Below are 23,191 nucleotides of genomic sequence, written 5' to 3' on the forward strand. Positions count from 1 at the left end.
ATGGACCAGGGAGCGGGAGCTGCGGTGACGGTGATCGAGGCGTTGGCGGAGGCGTGCGGGCCGGAGCACGTGTGGGAGGCGGGGCCGGCCGACACCGTCGACGGCGTGCCGGTCGGCTGGGTGGCCGCGCCGGGCGGGCCGGACGAGGTGGCCGGCGTGCTGCGCTTCGCCGCCGCCGAGGGGCTCGCCGTGATGGTCTCGGGCGCCGGCACGAAGCTCGACTGGGGCGCGCCGCCGACGCACGCGGACCTGCTGCTCGACCTGGGCCGGATGACGGGCGTGCTGGAGTACAGCGCCGCCGGGCGCACCGCCACCGTCGCCGCCGGCACCCCGCTGCGCGCCCTGCGGGCCATCCTGCTCAAGGACAACCTGCGACTGCCGCTGGACGTCGGCTCCCCGGCCGCCACCCTCGGTGGCGTGCTCGCCACCAACGAGGCCGGCCCGCTGCGCCACCGCTTCGGCGCGCCGCGCGATCTCGTCACCGGCGTCCAGGTGGCGCTGGACGAGGGCAGCCTGGAGCGCGCGGTCGACGGCTACGACCTGGCCCGGCACGCCTGCGGTTCCTACGGCACCCTCGGCGTGATCACCGAGGCCACGGTACGGCTGGAGCCCCTGCCGGCCGCCCGCGCCTGGGTGGTGCGGCCGGTGTCGACCCCGCGCGAGGTGCAGCAGCTGACCGAGGCCCTGGCCGCATCGGCGCTGGAGCCGGCCGCGATCGAGGCCGATCTGCCCGGCGCCGCGGGCGGCCACCCGGCCGAGCTGGCCGCGCTCTTCGAGGGCGACCGGGCCGCCGTCGCCCACCGCGCCGAGTCCGCGGCCAAGCTGCTCGGCGGCGGGGCCACGGTCGAGCAGCTGCCGCCGGCCTGGTGGGGCCGCTACCCCTTCGACGCCGACGACGTGGCCCTGAAGATCTGGGGCCGGCCGAGCGAGCTCTTCGCCGTCGTGTACGCCATCCGCGACGCCGCGGGCGGGCCGGTGCCGGTGCGCGGGTCGGTCGGGCTCGGGGTCGCCCACGTGGCCCTGCCGGACACGGTGGATCCCGAGCGGCTCGACGGGATGCTGACGGCGGCGCGCACGGTGCTGCTGGCCCGGGGCGGCGGGGGCTGCACCCTGCTGCGGGCGCCGCTGGAGCTGCGCGAGCTGGTGGAGACCTACGGGCCGGAGCCCGTTCCGGCGGCCGCGGCCCGGCTCAAGCTGGCCCTCGACCCGGAGGACCGCCTGGCCCCGGGCCGCCTGCCCGAGTTCGCTTGACCGGCGGCGATCGGGGCGGCCCGCCAGGCCGCCCGCCCCGCCGTCAGGTGGTGCTCAGCAGCGCCAGAGCACGGCGTGGTAGGCGCCGTGGCTGTCGAAGGACTGGCCGGCCACCACCCGGCCGTCGTCGCTCACGAACGCCGGAGTGTTGGCCGGCACGCGGCCGTGGTAGCCGTAGGCGTCCGGCAGGGGGATCCGCCGCCCGCCCGCCAGCAGCATCCCGCGGCCGTCCGCCGTCTCGCCCGCCACCCAGCCCAGGCCGTTGATCGGGCCGCCCGGGATGGCGATGCCCGAGAGGGTGTCCACGTTGCCCGTGCGCAGGTTCCAGCGCACCGGTCGGGCCTGGTCCGTGTACTTGCCGACCATGCCGCTCGCCCACTCGCCCCGCGCCCACTCGACGACCACGCTCGGGCCCGGGTTCTGGCCGTCGGCCGGGGTGACCGGGGTGCCCTCCGGCACGGCCAGGCGGCGCGGGGTGCCGTCCGGGGCCCAGGCGTAGGCAAACTGCTGGGCGCCGAAGGAGACCACGCCGACCACCGTGCCGTCGTCGGCGATGGCCTTCGGCTCGCCCCACACCGCGCCCTCGGGGAGGGGCAGAAACTCCGGCTCGGCGCCCGGGTCGCGCCACACCGCCGGGCGGGCGCCGGCGCCGCTGATCCAGTGGCCCACCACGTCGCCGTGGCTGTTGATGCCCACCGGCTCGATGTCCTGGGGGCGCGGAAGGTCGACGATCTTGCCGTCGCGCAGGAGGAAGGCCGTCTTCCGGCCGTGATCGTCCGAGTAGCCCGCGGCCAGGCCGCCGTCGTTCACCGCGGAGACGGTCGGGTAGGGGCCGGGGACGGGAACCTTGGTGAGCTTGCCGTCCTGCCAGCGGACCACGGCCTGGTCGCCGCCGTTGGGGTCGGTCAGGCCGTAGAAGATCTTCCCGGCCGGGTCGGCCGCCGTCATCAGGGTCTGGCCGTTGCCGTTCTCCGGGAGGCGCTCGGCCCGGCAGGAGGTCGGGACCTGTGCGTTGGGGATGACGGGCAGGCCGCTCGGGCGCTGGGTCGCGGCCGGCGTGGTGGTGGGGGTGCCCGCGGGGGGTGCGCTGTCGTCGCGGCTCGTCAGCAGCACCGCCGGCAGGCCGGCCGCGACGAGGGCGGCCACCACGAAGGCGCCGGCCACGGTGGCGCGCCGGGCGGTGCGCCGGCGACGGCCCTCGCGCATGGCCCGGGCGATGTCCACCGCCGGCGGGCGGGAGGAGTGGCCGGGCAGGGTCCGCAGCAGGTCGCCGGCGTTGTGTTCGTTGAGGTCGACCACTTCAGCGCTCCTTCGTCAGGGCGGCGACGGGGCGCTCGCCCAACAGGCGGCGCAGGGCCGCCAGGCCGTGGGAGGTCTGGCTCTTCACCGTGCCGGGCGAGACGCCGAGGACCTTGGCGACCTCGTCGATGGGCAGGTCGTAGTAGAAGCGCAGCACCAGCACGGCGCGCTGGCGGCGCGGCACCTGGGTCAGGGCGGTGCGCAGCAGGGTGCGGTCCTCGGCCTCGCCGCCGCCGTCGGGGACGACCGCGTCGGGGGGCTCGGCGAAGAGCCGGACCCGGGCCCAGGCCAGCCGCTTCTCGTCGAGGAAGGTGTTGACGAGCATGCTGCGCACGTACCGGTCCAGGTGATCGACGGTGCGGACCCGCGACCACTTCACGTACAGGTTGGTGATCGTCTGCTGGACGATGTCGTCGGCGCGGTGGGAGTCGCCGCTGAGCACGAACGCGAGACGGTGCAGCGCCGGCAGCCGCGCCGTCACGTACTCCACGTACTCGGAGTCGGCGGTCTCGCCCATCGAGGCGTCCTCCCGTCTAGGGTTTTCGTCCCCCCTCAGACGGGCGCCGTCCCCGCTCAGGTTGTACGGGTCTTCTCCGTCCACACCACCGGCTGTTCGGTGCCGTCGATCTCGGTGGTGTACCGCCGCGAAGGCACCTCGACGAACCCGAAGCGCCGGTGCAGCGCGATGACCGGCGTGTTCCACGCCAGCGTGCGCCCGCCGACCGAGCGTAGGCCCATCTCGCCGAACGCGTAGTGCACCGCCGAGCGCTCCAGCTCCAGCCACGCCGGCAGCAGCTCGCCGCGCTCCTGCAGCCCGTCGACGTCCAGGAAGAAGCCCCATTCGGCGGAGCCGGCGACCGGGTCGTGGTCGTTGAACGTCACGACGCCGCAGTCCCGTCCGGCGTACGAGAAGATCAGCACCCGGCGGGCGGGGTCGGCCTGCACCTTCGCCCACCACCGCGCGTGGCCCTCCGGCGTGATGTACGCCGTCCAGATGCTCGCCCCCCGGGTCTTCGGGTGGTTGCGCCACTCGCGAATGGTCTCCACGTCCGTCTCCCGGGCCTCGCGCAGCACCTCGGCACCTCCTAGGTCGTTGAGCACCATGACGACTCCTACAACGGAGGGAACCCCATTGAGTAACCTCGACCGCCTTCGTTCCGCCTTCCGTACGGCGCTCGGCCTGCCCGACGGCGTCGACGTGGACCGGCTGGAGTACCGCGGCATCGAGCAGTGGGACTCCCTGGCCCACCTGACGCTGGTGGCCGAGATCGAGGACGCGTTCGACGTCATGATCGACACGGACGAGGTCATCGATCTCAGCTCGTTCGGCAAGGCCGTGGAGATCCTCGGAAAGCACGACGTTGCGCTCGCCGGCTAGGGTCGCGCTGGTCACCGGCTCCTCCCGCGGGATCGGCCGGGCGGTCGCGCTGGCGCTGGGCGCCGAGGGCTACCAGCTCGTGCTGCACGGCCGCGAGGAGGGCTCGGCCAAGGCCGCCGCCGAGGAGATCCCCGGCGAGCACCTGCTCGTGCACGGCGACGTGAGCCGGGCCGAGGACGTGGCCGGGATCGTCCGCGCCGTCTTCGAGCGCCACCGCCGCCTCGACGCCCTGGTGGTCAACGCCGGCGTGCACGAGGCCGGCCTGCTCGGGATGATGGGCGCCGAGGCCGTCGACCGGCTCTTCGCGGTCAACGCGGCCGGCGCCGCGCACACCCTGCAGGCCACGGTGAAGCTGCTGCGCCGCGGTGACGCGCCCGCGGTCGTGCTGGTCTCCTCGGTCATGGGCACCGCCGGCGCGGCCGGCCAGGCCGTCTACGGGGCCTCGAAGGCCGCCGTGGCGGGGCTGGCCCGGGCCGCGGCCAAGGAGCTCGGCCCGGCCGGCATCCGGGTCAACGCGGTCGCCCCCGGCTTCATCGCCACCGACATGCTCGCCTCGCTCGACGAGGCCGGCCGGGCCGAGCAGGCGGCCGCGACCCCGCTGCGCCGCCTGGGCGCGCCCGAGGAGGTGGCCGACGTGGTGGCGTTCCTGCTCTCCGGGCGGGCCCGGTTCGTCACCGGACAGGTCCTCGGCGTGGACGGCGGGGTGGTCGTGTGAGGCTGCTCAATCCCGCCGCGCGGATCATCGACGCCGCCACCGGCGCGGTCGTCACCGACCTGGTGCGCCCGGAGCTCTTCGACGGCGTGCCGCGGGGCGTGGTGTTCCTGCGCATGCCGACCACCGTCGACTCGGTTGCCGCCTACGTGACGGCCTTCGAGCTGGGGCGGCCCGTCGCGCTGCTCGACCCGGGGCTCGCGGACGAGACGCTGCTGGAGTTCATCGACCGGTTCGAGCCGGCCGCCGTGCTCGGGCCGGTGCCGGACGAACCGGCCAAGGGTTATACGGCCCTGGACCAGGCGTGGGTACGCGAGACCGCGCCCGACACCGCGCCGCACCCGGACCTGGCCGTCCTGCTGGCCACGTCCGGCTCGACCGGCGACCCGAAGCTCGTCCGGCTGTCCCGGCGGGCGCTGCTGGCCAACGCCGAGTCGATCGTCGAGGCGCTCGGCATCACCGGCGCCGACGTGGCGATCAGCGCGCTGCCGTTCTACTACAGCTACGGCATGTCGGTGCTCAACACGCACCTGGTGGCCGGGGCGGCGCTGGTGGTCGAGGCCGATGGGCTGCTCGGGCGCGGGTTCTGGCCGGCCGTCGACCGCCACCGGGTGTCCTCGATGGCGCTGGTGCCGTCGCAGTACGACATGCTGGTCCGTCTTCGCTTCGACCCCGCCGCGCACCCGGCGCTGCGGACCCTCACCCAGGCCGGCGGCCGGCTGCGGCCCGAGCTCGTGCGCGAGTTCCACGACCGGATGGCGGCGGCCGGGGGGCGGCTGTTCGTCATGTACGGCCAGACGGAGGCGGCGCCGCGGCTCACCACCCTGCCGGCCCATCGGCTCGGGGAGAAGCCGGGCTCGGTCGGGCCCGCGGTGCCCGGCGGGCGGCTCAGCATCCGTCTCGAGGACGGCACCGAGACGACCGAGCCGGACCTCGTGGGCGAGGTGCTCTACCGGGGTCCCAACGTCATGCTCGGCTACGCCGAGACCGCGGCCGACCTCGCGCGCGGCGACGACCACGGTGGCCTGCTGGTCACCGGCGACCTGGGCCACCTCGACGCCGACGGCTACCTCTACCTGGACGGCCGCCTGAAGCGCTTCGGCAAGGTCTTCGGCGTGCGGCTCAACCTCGACGACATCGAGCGCCTGCTCCCCGTCCCGGCGGCCGCGGTGTCCGGCGAGGATCGAGTGATCGTGTTCGCAAAATGCACGAATCCGATCGAAGTCGGACATAAGCTCGCGGAACACCTCAGGCTGCACTGGTCCGGCTTCGAGGTGCGGCCGGTGGAGAGCTTCCCCCTGCTCCCCAACTCCAAGATCGACTATCGCGCGCTGGAGGCGATGCGATGACCGTCTTCACGCTGTCCGAGCTCGAGCGGGAGGCGCGGCTGCTGCCCCGGCTCATCGAGCTGACCGAGCGGCACCGGGCCCGCGGCAAGGAGTACGCCAACATCCTCGCCGCCACCGGCCACTACCCCGGGCGGATCTACCGCGACACCGCCGAGCTGCCCTGGCTGCCGGTCCGGCTGTTCAAGACCCAGGTGCTCAAGAGCATCCCCGACGAGGCCGTGTTCAAGGTGCTGACCTCCAGCGGCACCACCGGCGACGTCAGCCGGATCCACCTCGACCGCGAGGCCGCCGCCGCGCAGACGAGGATGCTCGGCCAGACCCTGCAGGCCGTGCTCGGCCCGCGCCGGCTGCCGATGCTCATCGTCGACACCACCGCGATCATCAAGGACCGCCGCTCGTTCAGCGCTCGGGGCGCCGGCGTGCTGGGCATGCTCACGTTCGGCCGGGACCACGCCTGGGCCCTGGACGAGCAGGGCCGCCCCGACCTGGCGACCATCCGCGGCTTCCTGGCCGAGCACGGCGACGGTCCGTTCCTGGTCTTCGGCTTCACGTTCATGGTCTGGCAGTACCTGTACGAGCTCGCGCGGGACCACCGGCTGGACCTCGCCAACGGGATCCTGGTCCACTCGGGCGGCTGGAAGAAGCTCGCGGACCGCCGGGTCGGCAACGCCGAGTTCCGCCGGGCGTTTCGCCACGACACCGGGCTGACCCGCATCCACAACTTCTACGGCATGGTCGAGCAGATCGGCGTCGTGTACCTCGAAGGCCCCGACGGCGACTCGCTGTACTGCCCCGACTTCGCCGACGTGATCGTGCGCGACCCGGACACGTGGGAGCCGCTACCGCCCGGCCGGCCCGGGCTGGTCGAGGTGCTCAGCACGCTGCCGGAGTCGTACCCCGGGCACGTCCTGCTCACCGAGGACCTGGGCGTGGTGCACGGCATCGACGACGGCGTCTGGCCCGGCAAGCGCTTCTCCATCCTGGGCCGCCTGCCCCGCGCCGAGGCCCGGGGCTGCAGCGACACCTTCGTCGGGGCCGCCGTATGACGTTTGAGGTGAAATTTCCGCATTTCTCGGGCGCGGTGGGCCTGGGTGATCTTCTCCGGGAGGTCACCGCTGAGCCGCCGGCCGGGCGCTTGGCCGTCGGTGACGAGCGGATCCGCGACTTCCTCGGCGCGTTCTCCGCGCGGCTGCTGCGCCCCGACGTGGCCCGCCGCCACCCGGAGCTCGGCTCGCTCGGCTTCTTCCTGCGCAAGGGGGAGCTGGCCCGGGCCGTGGCCCGCCTCGGCGACGGGGCGGGCGGTCAGCGCCGCGCCCCGCGGGGCCTGGTGCTGCACTTCCCGCCGGCCAACGTCGACACGATCTTCGTGTACTCCTGGGCGCTGTCCGCCCTGGCCGGCAACCACAACATCGTGCGCATCTCCAGCCGCTCGGCCGGCGCCGCCGAGGCCGTGCTGGAGGCGCTCAACGACGCGCTGGCCCGCGCCCACCCGGCCGTGGCGCAGACCCAGCGGATGGTCACCTACGAGCGCGACGACGCGCTGACCGCCGCCCTGAGCGCCGCCTGCGACCTGCGCGTGCTGTGGGGCGGCGACGCCTCGGTGGCCGCGCTGCGCCGCCACCCGATCCGGCCGCTGGCCCGCGAGCTGGCCTTCCCGGACCGCTCCTCGTTCGCCGCGATCTCGGCCGGCGGCTGGCTCGCGGCCCCGCCCCAGCAGCGCCGGGCCGCGGTGGCGGGGCTGGCCACCGACCTCTTCTGGTTCGACCAGGCCGCCTGCTCCTCGCCCCGGAACCTGTGCTGGGTCGGCGCCGCCGAGCCGGCCGCCCGGGCCCGGGCCGAGTTCACCGGGATGCTGGCCGAGGAGGTGGCCCGCCGCGGCTGGGCGGTCGACCCGGCGATGGCGGTGGAGAAGTACGTGGCCACCTACGGGCTCGCCGCGACCGGGGCGGCCACCCGGGTCACCTTCGCCGGCAACGCCCTGGCCGAGGTCGACCTGGCCGGCCTCGAGCAGCTGCAGCGGGGCTGGCTGGGGGCGGGCACCATCTGCCATGTCACCGTCGGCTCGCTGGCCGAGCTGGCCCCGGCGGTCACCCGCAAGGACCAGACCCTGAGCCAGTTCGGCTTCTCCCAGGCCGAGCTGGACGACTTCGTCACCGTGCTGGCCGGGCGCGGCCTGGACCGGATCGTGCCGTTTGGCCGGGCGCTGACCTTCGCCGGCGTCTGGGACGGCCTCGACCTGCTGCACGAGTTCACCCGCATCATCACGATCGCCGCCTGAGGAGTTCCCCGAGGTGTCTGTCTCCGTCGTCGTGCCCTGCTACCGCTCCGCGGCCATCCTGCCCAGGCTGGTGGCCCGGCTCAATGCGGTACTGCCGGACATCCACCCGCAGCACGAGATCATCCTCGTGGTCGACAGCACCGACGCCACCTGGGACGCGGCCCGCGCCCTCGCCACCGAGTTCGCCCACGTGCGGGCGATCCGGATGGCCCGCAACTACGGGCAGCACAACGCGCTCATCGCCGGCATCCGGGCCGCCGCCGGCGAGCGGATCATCACGATGGACGACGACCTGCAGCACCCGCCGGAGGAGCTGCCCAAGCTCGTCGCCGCGCTCACCGACGACCTCGACCTGGTCTACGCCGTGCCGGAGAGCGAGGAGCACGGGGTCGTGCGCAACCTCGCCTCGTGGGGCGCCAAGAGCCTGGTCATGGGGCGCACGATGGGCATTGCCAACGCCGAGGTCCTCGGCGCCCTGCGCATCTTCCGCACCTTCCTGCGGGCCGGCTTCGACCAGGTCAGCGGGCCGCACGTGTCCGTGGACATCGTGCTGTCGTGGACCACCACCCGGGTCGGGTCGGTGCGCGTGCGGATGGACCGGCGCGGCGAGGGACGCTCGGGCTTCACGCTGAGGTCCTTGACGAAGCACGCGATCAACATGATCCTCGGCTACTCGACCAAGCCCCTGCGGCTGGTGACCTATCTCGGGTTCATGATCGGCGTGTGCGGCGTGCTGCTGACGGCCCGTCTCGTCTGGCTGTACTGCATCGGCGACACGAAGGTCGCCGGCTTCACCACGCTCGCCTCGCTCGTCGCGCTGTTCTCCTCGGCCCAGCTCATCGGCATCGGCGTGCTGGGCGAGTACCTGGGCCGCGTCCACGCCCACGGCATGGGCCGCCCGACCTACGTGATCCGCGAGAGCACCGCTCAGCGGCGAAACGCCCACGACTTGCTCAGCTGGTAGTTGACGAGCGGGGCGGTGACGATGAGCACCGCCTGCGCGAGCAGCACCGGCACGCCCGCGAGCTCCACGAGCAGCGGCAGCCCGGCGTAGGTGAAGAGCATCGCCCACAGGCAGATGACGTAGAACTTGAGGAACCCGGACAGCACCGGCCCCTTGCTCACGAACACCCAGCGGCGCTGCAGCGGGTACGTGGCGATCGCGCAGCCCAGGTTGGCCAGCACCGGGATCGCCAGGTAGTGCAGGTGGTGCCGGGTGGTCAGGTAGAGGGCGGCGAAGAGCGCGTAGTAGACGGCCGAGGAAAAGCCGCCGACCGCCACGTAACGCACGCGGCGGTCGGCGAGGAAACGGTCCACTGTGGTCACGACGGGCAGGCCAGCGGCGGATGGGCCGAGCGGCGGACCGGGCGGAAGGACCGGACCGCCTCGATGACCAGCTCGATGTCGTCGTTGTCCATGCCGGCGTAGAGCGGCAGGCGCAGCAGCCGGTCGGCCACGTCCTCGGTCACCGGGCAGCCCCCCGGGGCCGTGCGGCCGTACTCGCGACCGGCCGGGGCCAGGTGCAGCGGCTGGTAGTGGAAGGTGCCCAGCACGCCCCGCTCGAGCAGGTGGCCCAGCATCGCCGTGCGGCTCTCCAGGTCGGGCAGCAGCAGGTAGTACAGGTGGGCCGGCTGGGTGCGGTCGCCGGGCACCGTCGGCTGGCTCACGCCGTGCTCGACCGCCCAGGTGGCCAGCCGGTTGTGGTAGCTGTTCCACACGTGCTGGCGGCGGCGCTGGATCTCGCCGAAGTGCTCCAGCTGGGCGGTCAGGAACGCGGCCAGCAGGTCGGAGGGCAGGTACGACGAGCCGAGGTCCATCCAGCGGTACTTGTCCACCATGCCCCGGAAGAACTGGCCCCGGTTGGTGCCCTTCTCGCGGATGATCTCGGCCCGGTCGTGGAACCGGTCGTCGTTGAGCACCAGCGCGCCGCCCTCGCCGCAGTGCACGTTCTTGGTCTCGTGGAAGCTCTGGGTGGCCAGCTCCCCGATCGAGCCGAGGTTGCGGCCCCGGTACGTGCCGCCGAGCCCGTGGGCGTTGTCCTCGATCACCACCAGGCCGTGCCGGCGGGCGATCGCCATGATCGCGTCCATCTCCACGGCCACGCCGGCGTAGTGCACGACCACGATCGCCCGGGTCCGCTCGGTCACCGCCGCCTCGACCAGCCGCTCGTCGAGGTTGAGCGTGTCGGGCCGGCAGTCGACGAAGACCGGGGTGGCGCCGCGCAGGGCGTACGCGTTGGCGGTGGAGCAGAACGTGAAGGACGGCAGGATCACCTCGTCGCCCGGGCCGAGCTCGAGCAGCAGCGCGGTCATGTCCAGCGCGTGCGTGCACGACGTGGTCAGCAGCGTGTGGCGGGACCCGATGATCTGGTTGAGCAGCTGGTTGGCCCGCTTGGTGAACGGGCCGTCGCCGGTCATCGGACCGCCGGTCATCGCCTGTTGCAGGTATCCGGTCTCGGCCCCGGTGAGGTACCCCTTGTTGAACGGGACGGCGAGTTGCTTCGTGGCTCTCATCGGCGGCGCCTACCTAACGTCAGGAACGGGGCAGCTCGTACACCGCGCAGACGCCGGACCGGTAGCGAAACCGGGCGAAGTCGGATAGTTCCGGCGAAACGGTGCTCTGTGTTGCATCAACGAACAGCCACCGGACTCGGTAGCGGTCGCGCAGCGTTGCCACGTGCTGCGCGCTCGGTGCGGCGAAGACGGCGTCGTTGGCCGCGAGCACCTCGGGCTTCCAGTAGGGGACCGCGCCGACCCAGGTCCCGAGCCGCTGCGCCTCCGCGTGCGCGGTGGTGGCGAAGCCCCAGCCCTCGACGAGCATCCTCCGTTCGGAGTACGCGGTCATCGAGAAGTGCAGGTTGCTGCAGCGGCGCTCGAAGGTCAGGCAGTGGGCGTTGGTGGCGACCAGGTCGTCCGGGGCGGAGTGCTCGCGCAGCCAGCGGCCGGCCTCCAGGGTGCCTTGCGAGACGTACCGCGAGTCGCGCACCACGTCGCGCCAGCCCTGCTGGCGCGACTCCTGGGCGATGAGCGCGAAGTGCTGCGCCGAGGTGCTCGCCCCGAAGCCCGCGAGCAGCGCGACGAGCAGGGCGAACGCGGGCGGGCCGCGCCTGGTCCGGCGCGCGGCCACGTACAGCGCGAGGGTGACCAGCCCCAGACCGGCGTAGGGCAGCACGAGCTCCGCCGTTGTCGCGGGCCGGGGAATGGCGTGCTGGCCGAGCTGCTGCACGACCTGGACGACCACGAGGCCCAGGAATGCCGCGGCGGCCAAGGGGGCCGCCCGCCGCCAGGTCATCGCGCCCGGGAGCCAGGCGGCGAGGCCGGCCACGGCGGCGATGCTCAGGTACGGGCGGGCGGACTCCAGGAAGTACCGCTGGCTGTCCCCGTCCTGGCCCAGCAGCAGCGTGGCCGTGGCGCCGGCCAGCCCGATGCCGAGCATGACCACCACCTCGGGGGCCGGCGGGCGGCGGCGCAGCCCGGCCAGGCCGGCCCAGATGGCGGCCCAGCACAGCAGGGTCAGGGCGGCCAGCACCAGCAGCCGCCAGGGGACCCGGCCCGCGGAGTAGGCGGTCGTCACGCCGATGCCGCCGGTGGCCATGTCGGTCAGCGGGGCGAGCTTGGTGCCCTGGCTGCTGCCGCCGAACAGGATCAGCTGGGCGGCGAGCGCGCCGGCGCAGGTCAGCGCCAGCGCGGCCAGGGCCGGGCGGGACCAGCGGCGGCGGCGCACCCGCTCGAGCGCCACCAGCAGGGCCAGGCCGGCGGCCAGCAGCGGCAGGTAGGTGGCCTTGGCGCCCATCACGCCGGCCAGCAGCAGCGCGAAGAGCAGCCAGGCCCGGCGGCCCGCGCCGCCGCGCAGCAGGCCGGTCAGCACCAGTATGACCGGGACGAACAGGAGGGCGCCGAAGGTCTGGGTCGGGCCGGTCCACACGGTCTGGCGCAGCGCGCCGCCGTCGTCGAGGCCGCTGAAGGCCATGTCGCGGTAGAAGGCGTAGAGCTGCCACTGGTACGGGTTGGGGGCCAGGACCAGCAGGGTCACGGCGCTCGCGGCCGCGCCCGTCCACCAGCCGCCGGTGACCCGGCGGGCGAGCAGCGCGACGAGCAGCGGGAAGGCCATGAGCATCGGCAGCATGGACAGGCGCAGCAACACGACGTTGGGCTCGATGCCGGTGACCCAGCTCGTGGCGGCCATCTCCGGGTAGACGAACCAGTGGTACAGCAGCGGCTCGCCCTCGATCCACGGCACGCGCATCGGCATGTGGTGTCGGGCCTCGCCGAGCAGGGCCAGGTGGAACGTCGAGTCGGTGTCCGGGGAGGCGTTGGCGGGGTAGCTCAGGCCGTAGACGCGGTAGAACTTGACGCTCCACAGCAGGGGCAGGCCGCACAGGGCGGTCATCGCCCAGCGCCACGCGGCGGGCGGGCGGTCGGGGTCTTGTGCGCTCAGGAAGTACCGGCGCAGGCTCTTGAAACTCAGGAAGACGGCGATGGTGCCGAGCGGCCAGGCCAGCACCAGCAGGGGGGCGCCGAGCAGGCGGGCGGGAATGTAGGTGAAGACCTCGCCGACATAGCCCAAGGCGAGGCCGGCGGGGATGTCGGCCATCCCGGGCCTGCTCGTGAAGAGCCTTCTCGTGAAGAACCGCCACCACAGGGTGCCGGGCAGAGCGATGCCCAGGGCCACGTAGAGCGCGAAGATCGCGGTCGTCGCCGGGGGGACCCGGTAGTACCACAGCACGGCGACGGCGGCGAGCAGCAGTAGCGCCGGGCCCGCGAGCCGCTGCTCGCGCCGCCCGGCGGCCCTGGTCGTCGGAAGGGCTGGAGAGTCGCTGGGTTCAGGCGGCGCGGTCGCCCTCGTCGGGGTCTGCACAGTGGGGGTCAACGATCGCGCCGGTCAGGTGTGGCTTGCCTGTCCTTCGATCGTGTACGTCGAACCGCCAGCCCTTGCCGCCGGCGCCTTGGCGTGCTCGGAACGCGACGGTGGCCGGGAGCAGGACGGGGAGCTTGAAGGCGACCTCCGCGGCGTACGCGTCGGGGAGGCGGCCCTCGAGCGCGGCCAGGCACCTCGCCTTGGTCCACATGCCGTGCGCGATCGTCGAGCGGAAGCCGAACGCCCTGGCCAGGATGCGGCTCGTGTGGATCGGGTTGCGGTCGGCGCTCACGGCCGCATATTCGGTGCCGGTGCTTCTCGGGACGCGCCAGACGATCTGCCCCGGCTCCTCGCGCTGCTCGCTCCTGCCCGGCTTCTCGGACTTCCCGGACTTCCCGGACTTCCTGAGATACGTCGAGCGGTCCAGCCAGACCTCCTCGCCGTCCACGGTCGCCGTGGCCACGACGTCGAGCTGGGTGCCGCGGTCGTGCGGGCGCAGGTGCTCCGCCCGCACCTCCAGCGAGAACGTCTCGCCGGCGAGCAGCGGGCGGCGCACCTCGACGCGGTTGGCCACGTGCACCAGGCCGAGGATCGCAAACGGGAAGTCGTTCGCCGTCATCAGGGCCATGGCCAGCGGGAACGCCAGCACGTGGGGGTAGGTGGCGGGCAGTTCGTCGGACAGCCGGAACCCGCACACCCGGTCGTACTCGGCCAGGTGCGCCCGGTCGATGCGCACCCCGTCGAGGCGCAGCGCCCGGTCCGGCAGCGTGGCGCCGCCGGCCGAGCGGCGCAGCGCGGCGGCCCGGTAGAGCGGCCCCATCCGGGGCGGGCGATCGAGGACCGTGGTCTCGGGCATCTCAGGCCCCCAGCAGGCTCTGCCCGCAGACCCGGATGACGTTGCCGTTGACGCCGCCCGAGGCCGGGTTGGCCAGCCAGGCGATTGTTTCGGCCACGTCGACCGGCAGGCCGCCCTGGGACATGCTGTTGAGCCGCCGGCCGCCCTCGCGCACGAACATCGGCATGGCCGCGGTCATCTTCGTCTCGATGAAGCCCGGCGCCACCGCGTTGATCGTGAGCCCGCGCTCGGCGACCGCCCCGGCGGTGGCCTGGACCAGCCCGATCACGCCGGCCTTGGAGGTGGCGTAGTTGGTCTGGCCGCGGTTGCCGGCGATGCCGGAGACCGACGAGACCGAGACGATCCGGCCGTTGCCGCCGAGCAGGTTCTCGGCCAGCAGCACGTCGTTGATCCGCTCCTGGCTGGACAGGTTGACGTCGAGCACCGAGGTCCACTGCCCCTCGTCCATCCGCCCGAGCGTCTTGTCCCGGGTGATGCCGGCGTTGTGCACGAACACGTCGGCGTGCACGTGCCGGGTCGCGATGAAGTCGGCCAGCCGCTCCGGCGCGTCCTCGGCGGTCAGGTCGAGCTGCAGGGCGGTGCCCTTCACCTCGTTGGCCACCTCCGACAGTTCCTCGCCGGCGGCCGGCACGTCGAGGCAGACCACGTGGGCGCCCTCGCGGGCCAGCACCCGGGCGATCGCCTCGCCGATGCCGCGGGCGGCGCCGGTCACGATCGCGGTGCGGCCCACCAGCGGCTGGTCCCAGTCGTCCGGGACGTCCACGACGGCCGGGCCGATGCGCACGACCTGGCCCGAGACGTACGCCGAGCGCCCCGACAGCAGGAACCGCAGCGTCGACTCGGTAGCCTCCTCGGCGCCCGGGACCACGTACACCAGCTGGGCGGTCGAGCCGCGCCCGACCTCCTTGCCCATCGAGCGCACGAACCCCTCGAGCGCGCGCTGGGCGGTGGCCTCGCGGGTGCTGGTGCACAGCTCGGGCGGGCTGCCGAGGACGATGATCCGCCCCGACGGGCGCAGCGAGCGAATCACGGGGTGGAAGAACTCGTAGAGGGCGGACAGGCCCTCGCTGCCGGTGATACTGCTGGCATCGAAGATCAGGCCGGCGCGGTGCCCGTCCGGCCCGGCGCCGCCGGACCCGGCGATCTTGTCGAGGATTCGGCGGGTGGGCTCGGCCAGGCGGCCACCCCCGCCGAGGGTGATGGGGCCGAACCCGGCGTCCTTGTCGTAGCGGCGCAGCTTGGGCGGGTTCGGCAGGCCAAGGCGTCTGACGAGGAAATTCCCTGCGCCCGAGTGGGCGAAGGCGGCGTAGCGGTCAGTCATTGCGGTGCCTCCCCAGTCACAACAAACGCGCTAACCTACTCGTGAGTAGGGTAACGCCAACGTGCCCTGTCGCGTCGAGAAGGAGACTCCGATGGCCCCCTCGAAAGCCCGTTCGGAACGGCCTGTCCGGGTAGCGGTCGTCGGCGGAAACCGCATTCCCTTTGCGCGCTCGGGCAGCGCCTACGCCACTGCATCAAACCAGGACATGCTGACCACCGCCATAGACGGACTCGTGGCGCGTTTCGGCCTCGCCGGGGAGCGGCTGGGCGAGGTCGCCGCGGGCGCGGTGCTCAAGCACAGCCGCGATTTCAACCTTACGCGTGAATCCGTGCTCGGATCCCGGCTCGACCCGCGGACTCCTGCGTACGACGTGCAGCAGGCCTGCGGAACCGGTCTCGAGGCGGCCATCCTGGTGGCCAACAAGATTGCCCTCGGGCAGATCGAGGCGGGCATCGCGGGCGGCGTCGACACGACGTCCGACGCGCCGCTCGGGGTGAACGACGACGCCCGGCGGATCATGATGGAGCTCAATCGGGCCCGGTCCCTCGGCGGCCGGCTGCGCGCGGTCAGCAAATTCCGGCCCACCCAGCTAAAGCCGGACATTCCCCGCAACTCCGAGCCGCGCACCGGGCTGTCGATGGGCGAGTCGGCCGCGCTCACCGCGCTCGAGTTCGCGATCGGCCGCGAGGAGCAGGACGCCCTCGCCCTCGCCTCGCACCAGAAGCTGGCCGCCGCCTACGAGCGCGGGTTCTTCGACGATCTCGTCACGCCGTACCTCGGCCTCTCCCGCGACCAGAACCTGCGCCCCGACACCTCGCCGGAGAAGCTGGCCAAGCTCGCGCCGGTCTACGGCCGCGGCCCGGAGGCCACGATGACCGCCGGCAACTCCACGCCCCTCACCGACGGGGCGGCGGTCGTGCTGCTGGCCTCCGAGGCGTGGGCCCGGGCGCGCAGCCTGCCCGTCCTGGCGTACTTCCAGACCGCCGAGACGGCCGCGGTGGACTACGTGCACGGCGGCGACGGGCTGCTCATGGCCCCGGCCTACGCGGTGCCCCGGATGCTCGCCCGCGAGGGCCTCACCCTGCAGGACTTCGACTACTACGAGATCCACGAGGCGTTCGCCTCCCAGGTGCTGGCCACCCTCAAGGCGTGGGAGGACCCGGCCTTCTGCAAGGAGCGGCTCGGCCTGCACGAGCCGCTCGGCGCCATCGACCGGGCCAAGCTCAACGTCAACGGCTCCTCGCTGGCCGCCGGGCACCCGTTCGCCGCGACCGGCGGGCGGATCGTGGCCACGCTGGCCAAACTGCTCGCGTCGCGCGGTTCGGGTCGCGGCCTGATCTCCATCTGCGCGGCGGGTGGCCAGGGGGTGGCCGCGATCCTGGAGCGCTGAAGCTGGCGGTTGCCAAATATCGTGGGTTGCATGACCGTCCAGCCCACCATGCTGCGCCCGGCCACCCGGCGTCCCGCCTGGCAGACCGTCCTCGGCCTGGTCCTGGCGCTGCCCGCCCTCGTGCTGCTGATCACCTCCTACGTCGAGCCCGCCGTCTGGACGATCCGCACGTCGTTTCGCCGCTTCACCGGCATTCGCACGCTGAGCGGAGGCGACCCGCCGTCGGCCGGCTGGGACAACTACGAGCGCGCCTACGACCAGGGACTCGCCGGCTCGTTCTGGCACGTGCTGAGCCTGGTCGCGATCCCGCTGCTGGCGGTGCTGGTCCTGGCCCCGGCGCTGGCCTGGGCGGCCCACTCGTCCGGGCGGGTCGTGCGCTGGGCCGCCCGGGGCGCGCTGGTGATCCCGCTGGCCGCGTTCTCGCCCTACGGCATCGCGCTGGCGGCGGCCTTGGCGGAGCGGGGCCAGCGGTGGGCCTACTGGTCGGGCACCTTCGGCGTGTTCGTGGCCGTCGCCGCGCTGGTCTACCTGGCCGCGTTCCGCACGAACCGCAGCCCGTGGCCGGCGGTCATCGTCTGCGCCGGGCTCTCGGTGCTCGGCGTGACCGCCGCAGTACTGCAGGAGTTCACCTACGGCTGGGCCTTCCGCTTCGCCGACCAGCACGGGCCCGACACCCCGGCGACGATGATGTACGAACGCGCGTTCATCACCCTCAACTTCGGCACCGCCGCGGCCATCGCCGCCACCGTGCTCGTGCCGCTGCTGCTGCTCGGCGCCCTCGCGACCGCCGTGTTCGCCCTGACCGGGCTGCGGCTGCAGTGGCGCCCTGACATCGCCGGCGCGCCGTCGCCCCGGCGCGGCGCCGCCCGGCCGGTCGCCGTCGTGCTGCTGGTGCTCGTGCTGGCCGCGGCCCTCGCCGGGCTGTGGCCGTGGCTGTCCCACCTCGGCCAGCAGGGCCGCCCGGACGCCCCCTCGACCTGGGTGAACACCTGGATCCCGCCGCTGGTCTCGACGCTGGTCGGGGTCAGCGCGGCGGCGCTGGCCGCGTTCGGCATCAGCGGCCTGCGCCCGCTGGGCCGGCACAGCGAGTGGCTGCTGATGCCCTTCGGCCTCTTCCTGTTCGTCGGCGGCATGCCCCTCGTGCTGCGCGCCTACGCCGCCGGGGCGACGGCCGCGCGCCTCGACTCGTTCGCCGCGCTGGTCCCGCCGTCGCGGCTGGCCATCCCCGCGCTGTTCGCCTTCGCGCTGCTCTTCCGCGGGCAGGCGATGCGCCGCGAGGCGCTCCTGCAGGAGGGCCGGCCGGCGTCCTGGTGGCCGGTGCTGGTGCCGGGGCTGCCGATGGCCGGGCTGCTGTGCCTCGGCACGTGGCTCGTCCAGGCCCAGGATGTCCTCTGGCCGCTGGTCACCTCGACCTCGAACTACCCGACGGCGCAGCTGGAGATGGTCCGGGTGCTGCAGGTCGGGGACACGGAGCACCTGCCGTACGGCGCCCTGCTGCCCATCCCGATGCTCGTGTTCTTCCTGCTCGCGGGCGTGGCCGCCCAGCTGTTCCTCGCGGACAAGGCCGCCCTGCAGGTGGGGCCACCGGAGCGTGACCACCCGCCCAGGACGTGAGGGAGAATGGCGGCGTGGACAAGCCCCGTATTCCCGATGTGCTCGCCGCCCGTTACGCCTCGCCCGAGCTGGTGAGCGTCTGGTCGCCCGAGGAGAAGGTGCGCCTGGAGCGCCGCCTCTGGGTGGCCGTGCTCAAGGCCCAGCGCGAACTCGGGGTGGCCGTGCCCGACGGCGTGGTCGAGGCCTACGAGCGGGTCGTGGACGACGTCGACCTGATCTCGATCGCCGAGCGGGAGCGGGTCACCCGCCACGACGTGAAGGCGCGCATCGAGGAGTTCTCCGAGCTGGCTGGCCACGAGCACATCCACAAGGGGATGACCTCGCGGGACCTGACCGAGAACGTGGAGCAGCTGCAGATCCGGCTCTCCCTGGAGCTGGTCCGCGACCGCATGGTGGCGGCGCTGGCCCGGCTGGCGGCGCGGGCGAAGCAGCACGACGAGCTGGTCATGGTCGGACGCTCGCACAACGTCCCGGCGCAGGCCACGACCCTCGGCAAGCGGTTCGCCAGCGCGGCCGAGGAGCTTCTCCTGGCGTACCGCCGCATCGAGGACCTCCTCGAGCGTTACCCGCTGCGCGGGATCAAGGGCCCGGTCGGCACCGCCGCCGACCAGCTCGACCTCTTCGGCGGCGACGCCGGCAAGGTGGCCGAGCTGGAGCGCCGGGTGGCCGCGCACCTGGGCTTCCGCAACGTGCTGACGAGCGTCGGCCAGGTGTACCCCCGCTCGCTGGACTTCGACGTGGTGTCCGCCCTCGCCCAGGCCGTCGCCGGCCCGTCGAGCCTGGCCACCACGATCCGCCTGATGGCCGGCTACGAGCTGGTCACCGAGGGGTTCAAGGCCGGCCAGGTCGGCTCGTCGGCGATGCCGCACAAGATGAACACCCGCTCCTGCGAGCGGGTCAACGGCCTCGCCGTGATCACCCGCGGGTACCTGTCCATGATCGGCGAGCTGGCCGGCGACCAGTGGAACGAGGGCGACGTCTCCTGCTCGGTGGTGCGCCGGGTGGCGCTGCCCGACGCCTTCTTCGCGGTCGATGGGCTGTTTGCCACGTTCCTCACCGTTCTCGACGAGTTCGGGGCATATCCGGCGGTCGTGGCCCGCGAGCTGGACCGCTACCTGCCGTTCCTGGCCACCACCCGGGTGCTCGTGGCGGCCGTCGGGCGGGGCGTGGGCCGTGAGGATGCTCACGAAGCCATCAAGGAGCACGCCGTCGCCGTGGCGCTCGCCATGCGCGAGAAGGGCGCCCAGGACAACGATCTGCTGGCCCGGCTGGCCGGCGACGAGCGCCTCCGGCTGACTCCCGAGGAGGTGAATGCCCTGGTAGCGGCCCCTGAGACCTTCGTCGGGGCGGCGTCGGCCCAGGTCGGCGCGGTGGTGGCGGAGATCGGCGAGGTGCTCGCCGCGCACCCCGCCGCCGGGGCCTACGTGCCGCCGCCCATCCTCTGACGCCGATCTTGGCTCCTCGCGGGGCCGCTAAGATGCGTCTCGGGCGATGTTCCTGGGCTTCGCCGCGGCGTCCACCGAACCGTGACACGGCCGGTGAACTGCGGCGTTGCCCCGCCCGGTAGGCTCGTGTCGCTCGCCCTCGAGCGCCCGACTCAACGTCAGGAGTGCCCCGTGGCCCGCGTCGTGGTGGACGTCATGCTCAAACCGGAGATCCTGGACCCCCAGGGTCAGGCCGTCGCGAACGCGCTGCCGCGCCTCGGCGTGGTGGACGTGGCGTCGGTGCGCATCGGCAAGCGCATCGAGATCGAGTTCGAGGGCGCCGCCGACCTCGACCGGGCCCGCGAGATCGCCGACAAGCTGCTCGCCAACCCGGTGATCGAGGACTTCACGCTTCGCGTCGAAGAGCCGGAGAGCGTGGAACAGTGACCGCCCGCATTGGTGTCGTCACCTTCCCCGGCTCCCTCGACGACCGTGACGCCGCCCGGGCCGTGCACCTCGCCGGCGCCGCGGCCATCCCGCTGTGGCACGCCGACGCGGAGCTCTACGGCGTCGACGCCGTGATCCTGCCCGGCGGCTTCTCCTACGGCGACTACCTGCGGGCCGGCGCCATCGCCCGGTTCTCCGCGGTCATGGAGTCGATCGTCAGGGCGGCCGGCGACGGGCTGCCCGTGCTCGGCATCTGCAACGGCTTCCAGGTGCTCTGCGAGGCCCACCTGCTGCCCGGCGCGCTCACCCGCAACCAGCACCTGCACTTCCGCAACCGCGACCAGGGCCTGCGCATCGAGAACAACACGACGTCGTGGACCGTCGGCTACCAGCCGCGCCAGGAGATCGTGATCCCGGTGAAGAACGGCGAGGGCTGCTACATGGCCGACGCGCGCACGCTCGACGAGCTGGAGGGCGAAGGGCGGGTCGTCGCGCGGTACATCCGCGGGAACCCCAACGGGTCGCTGCACGACATCGCGGCGATCAGCAATGCGGCCGGCAACGTCGTCGGGATCATGCCGCACCCCGAGCACGCCGTCGAGGTGCTCACCGGGCCGTCCATCGACGGTCTCGGCATTTTCACGTCCGTGCTGGCACACCTTGGAGCGCGTGTATGACCTTGGGGACTTTCGACACCGTCGAGCAGGCCGCCAAGACGCCCGACGAGGAGCAGCCCTACGAGGAGCTGGGCCTGCGTGAGGACGAGTACCAGCGGATCCGCGAGATCCTGGGCCGGCGCCCGACCACGTCCGAGCTGGCCATGTACTCGATCATGTGGAGCGAGCACTGCTCGTACAAGAGCAGCAAGGTCCACCTGCGCCAGTTCAGCGAGAAGGCGCCGAAGTCGGACCTCATGCTCGCGGGCATCGGCGAGAACGCCGGCGTGATCCGGATCTCGGACGAGATCGCGGTCACCTTCAAGGTGGAGTCGCACAACCACCCGAGCTTCGTCGAGCCGTACCAGGGCGCCGCGACCGGCGTCGGCGGCATCGTGCGCGACATCCTCGCCATGGGCGCCCGCCCGGTCGCCGTCATGGACCCGCTGCGCTTCGGCGCCGCCGACCACGAGGACACCAAGCGCGTCCTGCCCGGGGTCGTCGCCGGCGTCGGTGGCTACGGCAACTGCCTGGGTCTGCCCAACATCGGCGGCGAGGTCGTCTTCGACCCCTGCTACCAGGGCAACCCGCTGGTCAACGCGCTCTGCGTGGGCGTGCTGCCGGTCAACCGCCTGCAGAACAAGGAGGCACACGGCCCCGGCAACGTGGTCGTGCTCCTCGGCGCCAAGACCGGCCGCGACGGCATCGGCGGCGTCTCGGTCCTGGCCAGCGCCACCTTCGACGCCGACGGCCCGGCCCGCCGCCCGTCGGTGCAGGTGGGCGACCCGTTCATCGAGAAGCTGCTCATCGAGAGCTGCCTCGAGTTGTACGAGCGCGACCTCATCGTCGGCGTCCAGGACCTCGGCGGCGCGGGCCTCACCTGCGCCCTGACGGAGACCAGCGCCGCGGCCGGCACCGGCATGGACGTCAACCTCAACCTCGTCCCGCTGCGCGAGGCCTCGATGGCCCCGCAGGAGGTGCTGGCCAGCGAGTCGCAGGAGCGCATGCTGCTCATCGTCGACCCGGCCAAGCTCGAGGAGGTCCTGCGGGTCGCCGAGCGCTGGGGCGTCATCGCCACCGCGATCGGCCGCGTCACCGACTCCGGTCGCCTGGTCATCACCTGGCACGGCGAGCCCGTGGTCGACGTCCCGCCGGGCTCGCTGGTCGACGACGGCCCGGTGTACGCGCGCCCGATGCGCGAGCCGGCCGACCTCATCCTGCTGCAGGCCGACCGCGCCGAGACCCTCGCCCGCCCGCGCTCCGGCGTCGAGCTGCGCGAGACCCTCCTGCGCCTCGCGGCCAGCCCCAACCTCTGCGACAAGAGCTGGGTGACGGAGCAGTACGACCGGTACGTCCAGGGCAACACGATCCTCGCCCAGCCGGAGAACGCCGGCGTCGTGCGCATCGACGAGCAGACCGGCCTCGGCATCGCCCTGTCGGTCGACGGCAACGCCCGATTCGCGCGCCTGGACCCGTACAACGGCGCCAAGCTCGCCCTGGCCGAGTCCTACCGCAACGTGGCCGCCGCCGGCGCCACCCCGCTGGCCGTCACCAACTGCCTCAACTTCGGCTCCCCGGAGGACCCGCAGGTCATGTGGCAGTTCGCCGAGGCCGTGCGCGGCCTGGCGGACGGCTGCGCGGAGCTCGGCATCCCCGTCACGGGCGGCAACGTCTCCTTCTACAACTCCACCGGCTCCCAGGCCATCCACCCCACCCCGGTGGTCGGCGTGCTCGGCATCATGCGCAACGTCGGCGCCCGCGTCCCGATGGGCTTCGGCGGCGACAGCGACCTCATCATGCTGCTGGGCGAGACGACGGAGGAGCTCTCGGGCTCCGAGTGGGCCTGGGTCACCCACCAGCACCTGGGCGGCCAGCCCCCGCGCGTGAACCTCACCCGCGAGCGCATCCTCGCCTCGGTCCTCACCGAGGCCGGCGAGCGCGGCCACCTGTCGTCCGCGCACGACCTCTCCGACGGCGGCCTGGCCCAGGCGCTGGTGGAGGCGACCGTGCGGTACGACTGCGGCGCCAACATCACCCTGCCGGAGGACATCAACCCGTTCGTGGCCCTCTTCTCGGAGTCGACGGCCCGTGCCCTCGTGTCCGTGCCGCGCGGCCACGAGAAGGCGTTCACGGCCCTGTGCGCCCAGCACGGCCTCCCGGTGACGGCGATCGGCACCGTGGACGGCCGCAGCCGCGCCCTGGACGTCCGGGGCCAGTTCACGATCTCCCTCGACGAGCTGCGGTCAGCCTGGACCGGCACCCTGCCGGCCCTCTTCGGCGAGGTCTCGACGGAGGCTCCGGCCTACGTGCCGCCGGCCTTCGAGCCCGTCGCCACCGATGACGGCGCCGAGGACTGATC

General features: G+C 73.0%; 20 protein-coding genes and 1 pseudogene. 13 read left to right on the plus strand and 8 right to left on the minus strand.

From position 1 onward, the window contains the following. Positions 1 to 24 precede the first annotated feature (24 nt). A complete protein-coding gene (locus tag AB0M46_RS30325) occupies positions 25 to 1,251 on the plus strand; it encodes an FAD-binding oxidoreductase (RefSeq protein WP_363341469.1) in 1,227 nt (408 codons plus the stop codon). A 54-nt stretch (positions 1,252 to 1,305) separates the two neighbouring features. On the opposite strand, the gene AB0M46_RS30330 is transcribed toward AB0M46_RS30325, so the two are convergent. Genes AB0M46_RS30330 through AB0M46_RS30340 form a run of 3 tightly spaced genes read right to left on the minus strand, consistent with a single transcriptional unit; the run spans position 1,306 to position 3,654 of the window. Further along, positions 1,306 to 2,550 (minus strand): hypothetical protein, encoded by a 1,245-nt coding sequence (locus AB0M46_RS30330; protein WP_363341471.1) that lies wholly within the window; start codon positions 2,548 to 2,550, stop codon positions 1,306 to 1,308. Position 2,551: 1 nt separating this feature from the next. Beyond that, positions 2,552 to 3,067, minus strand: coding sequence for a SigE family RNA polymerase sigma factor (locus AB0M46_RS30335; protein ID WP_363341473.1), 516 nt, complete (start codon positions 3,065 to 3,067; stop codon positions 2,552 to 2,554). A 56-nt stretch (positions 3,068 to 3,123) separates the two neighbouring features. Continuing rightward, positions 3,124 to 3,654 (minus strand): GNAT family N-acetyltransferase, encoded by a 531-nt coding sequence (locus AB0M46_RS30340; protein ID WP_363341475.1) that lies wholly within the window; start codon positions 3,652 to 3,654, stop codon positions 3,124 to 3,126. A gap of 28 nt (positions 3,655 to 3,682) precedes the next feature. Between AB0M46_RS30340 and AB0M46_RS30345 the strand changes: the two genes are divergently transcribed. Genes AB0M46_RS30345 through AB0M46_RS30370 form a run of 6 tightly spaced genes read left to right on the plus strand, consistent with a single transcriptional unit; the run spans position 3,683 to position 9,231 of the window. Next, positions 3,683 to 3,928 carry an acyl carrier protein gene (locus AB0M46_RS30345; protein WP_363341477.1) on the plus strand — a complete coding sequence of 82 codons (246 nt, stop codon included), beginning with the start codon at positions 3,683 to 3,685 and terminating at the stop codon, positions 3,926 to 3,928. Next, entirely contained in the window at positions 3,912 to 4,643 is a 732-nt protein-coding gene (locus AB0M46_RS30350; protein WP_363341479.1) for an SDR family NAD(P)-dependent oxidoreductase, read from the plus strand. The genes AB0M46_RS30345 and AB0M46_RS30350 overlap by 17 nt, the downstream gene beginning before the upstream one ends. Further along, positions 4,640 to 5,989, plus strand: coding sequence for an AMP-binding protein (locus AB0M46_RS30355; RefSeq protein ID WP_363341481.1), 1,350 nt, complete (start codon positions 4,640 to 4,642; stop codon positions 5,987 to 5,989). The genes AB0M46_RS30350 and AB0M46_RS30355 overlap by 4 nt, the downstream gene beginning before the upstream one ends. Then, positions 5,986 to 7,035 carry an acyl-protein synthetase gene (locus tag AB0M46_RS30360; protein WP_363341483.1) on the plus strand — a complete coding sequence of 350 codons (1,050 nt, stop codon included), beginning with the start codon at positions 5,986 to 5,988 and terminating at the stop codon, positions 7,033 to 7,035. The genes AB0M46_RS30355 and AB0M46_RS30360 overlap by 4 nt, the downstream gene beginning before the upstream one ends. Next, the gene (locus AB0M46_RS30365; RefSeq protein ID WP_363341485.1) at positions 7,032 to 8,267 is read left to right on the plus strand and encodes an acyl-CoA reductase; all 1,236 of its coding nucleotides are present in this window, start codon (positions 7,032 to 7,034) and stop codon (positions 8,265 to 8,267) included. The genes AB0M46_RS30360 and AB0M46_RS30365 overlap by 4 nt, the downstream gene beginning before the upstream one ends. Positions 8,268 to 8,280: 13 nt before the next feature. Continuing rightward, on the plus strand, positions 8,281 to 9,231 hold the full coding sequence (locus AB0M46_RS30370; RefSeq protein WP_363341487.1) for a glycosyltransferase family 2 protein: 951 nt from the start codon (positions 8,281 to 8,283) through the stop codon (positions 9,229 to 9,231). On the opposite strand, the gene AB0M46_RS30375 is transcribed toward AB0M46_RS30370, so the two are convergent. The 5 genes from AB0M46_RS30375 to AB0M46_RS30395 are packed head-to-tail and all read right to left on the minus strand — an operon-like array spanning position 9,195 to position 15,301. Then, entirely contained in the window at positions 9,195 to 9,593 is a 399-nt protein-coding gene (locus AB0M46_RS30375) for a GtrA family protein (protein ID WP_363341489.1), read from the minus strand. The two genes, AB0M46_RS30370 and AB0M46_RS30375, sit on opposite strands and share 37 nt — an antisense overlap. Continuing rightward, positions 9,590 to 10,780 (minus strand): dTDP-4-amino-4,6-dideoxygalactose transaminase, encoded by a 1,191-nt coding sequence (gene rffA / locus AB0M46_RS30380; protein ID WP_363341491.1) that lies wholly within the window; start codon positions 10,778 to 10,780, stop codon positions 9,590 to 9,592. The genes AB0M46_RS30375 and rffA overlap by 4 nt, the downstream gene beginning before the upstream one ends. Positions 10,781 to 10,799: 19 nt before the next feature. Further along, positions 10,800 to 13,136 carry a hypothetical protein gene (locus tag AB0M46_RS30385; RefSeq protein ID WP_363341493.1) on the minus strand — a complete coding sequence of 779 codons (2,337 nt, stop codon included), beginning with the start codon at positions 13,134 to 13,136 and terminating at the stop codon, positions 10,800 to 10,802. Continuing rightward, on the minus strand, positions 13,090 to 13,980 hold the full coding sequence (locus AB0M46_RS30390; protein WP_363341494.1) for a MaoC/PaaZ C-terminal domain-containing protein: 891 nt from the start codon (positions 13,978 to 13,980) through the stop codon (positions 13,090 to 13,092). The genes AB0M46_RS30385 and AB0M46_RS30390 overlap by 47 nt, the downstream gene beginning before the upstream one ends. 1 nt (position 13,981) lies before the next feature. Next, positions 13,982 to 15,301: a 3-oxoacyl-ACP reductase gene (locus tag AB0M46_RS30395; RefSeq protein ID WP_363341496.1), complete on the minus strand. Its 1,320-nt coding sequence runs from the start codon at positions 15,299 to 15,301 to the stop codon at positions 13,982 to 13,984. A gap of 91 nt (positions 15,302 to 15,392) precedes the next feature. Between AB0M46_RS30395 and AB0M46_RS30400 the strand changes: the two genes are divergently transcribed. The 6 genes and pseudogenes from AB0M46_RS30400 to purL form a co-directional block, all read left to right on the plus strand. Further along, a complete protein-coding gene (locus AB0M46_RS30400) occupies positions 15,393 to 16,691 on the plus strand; it encodes an acetyl-CoA C-acetyltransferase (protein WP_363341498.1) in 1,299 nt (432 codons plus the stop codon). 30 nt (positions 16,692 to 16,721) lie between these two features. After that, the gene (locus AB0M46_RS30405; protein WP_363341500.1) at positions 16,722 to 18,305 is read left to right on the plus strand and encodes a hypothetical protein; all 1,584 of its coding nucleotides are present in this window, start codon (positions 16,722 to 16,724) and stop codon (positions 18,303 to 18,305) included. Positions 18,306 to 18,319: 14 nt separating this feature from the next. Then, positions 18,320 to 19,750, plus strand: a complete 1,431-nt coding sequence (gene purB / locus AB0M46_RS30410) for an adenylosuccinate lyase (RefSeq protein ID WP_363341502.1) — start codon at positions 18,320 to 18,322, stop codon at positions 19,748 to 19,750. A gap of 171 nt (positions 19,751 to 19,921) precedes the next feature. Continuing rightward, positions 19,922 to 20,176: a phosphoribosylformylglycinamidine synthase subunit PurS gene (gene purS / locus AB0M46_RS30415; protein WP_363341504.1), complete on the plus strand. Its 255-nt coding sequence runs from the start codon at positions 19,922 to 19,924 to the stop codon at positions 20,174 to 20,176. Further along, positions 20,173 to 20,853 (plus strand): phosphoribosylformylglycinamidine synthase subunit PurQ, encoded by a 681-nt coding sequence (purQ, locus tag AB0M46_RS30420; RefSeq protein ID WP_363341506.1) that lies wholly within the window; start codon positions 20,173 to 20,175, stop codon positions 20,851 to 20,853. Before purS ends, purQ begins: the two co-directional genes overlap by 4 nt. Positions 20,854 to 20,891: 38 nt before the next feature. Continuing rightward, positions 20,892 to 23,189 (plus strand): annotated as a pseudogene (gene purL / locus AB0M46_RS30425) (phosphoribosylformylglycinamidine synthase subunit PurL); the annotation flags it as partial. Between the last annotated feature and the right edge of the window lie 2 nt (positions 23,190 to 23,191).

It is taken from the genome of Dactylosporangium sp. NPDC051485, from assembly GCF_040682015.1.
GTDB lineage: Bacteria > Actinomycetota > Actinomycetes > Mycobacteriales > Micromonosporaceae > Dactylosporangium.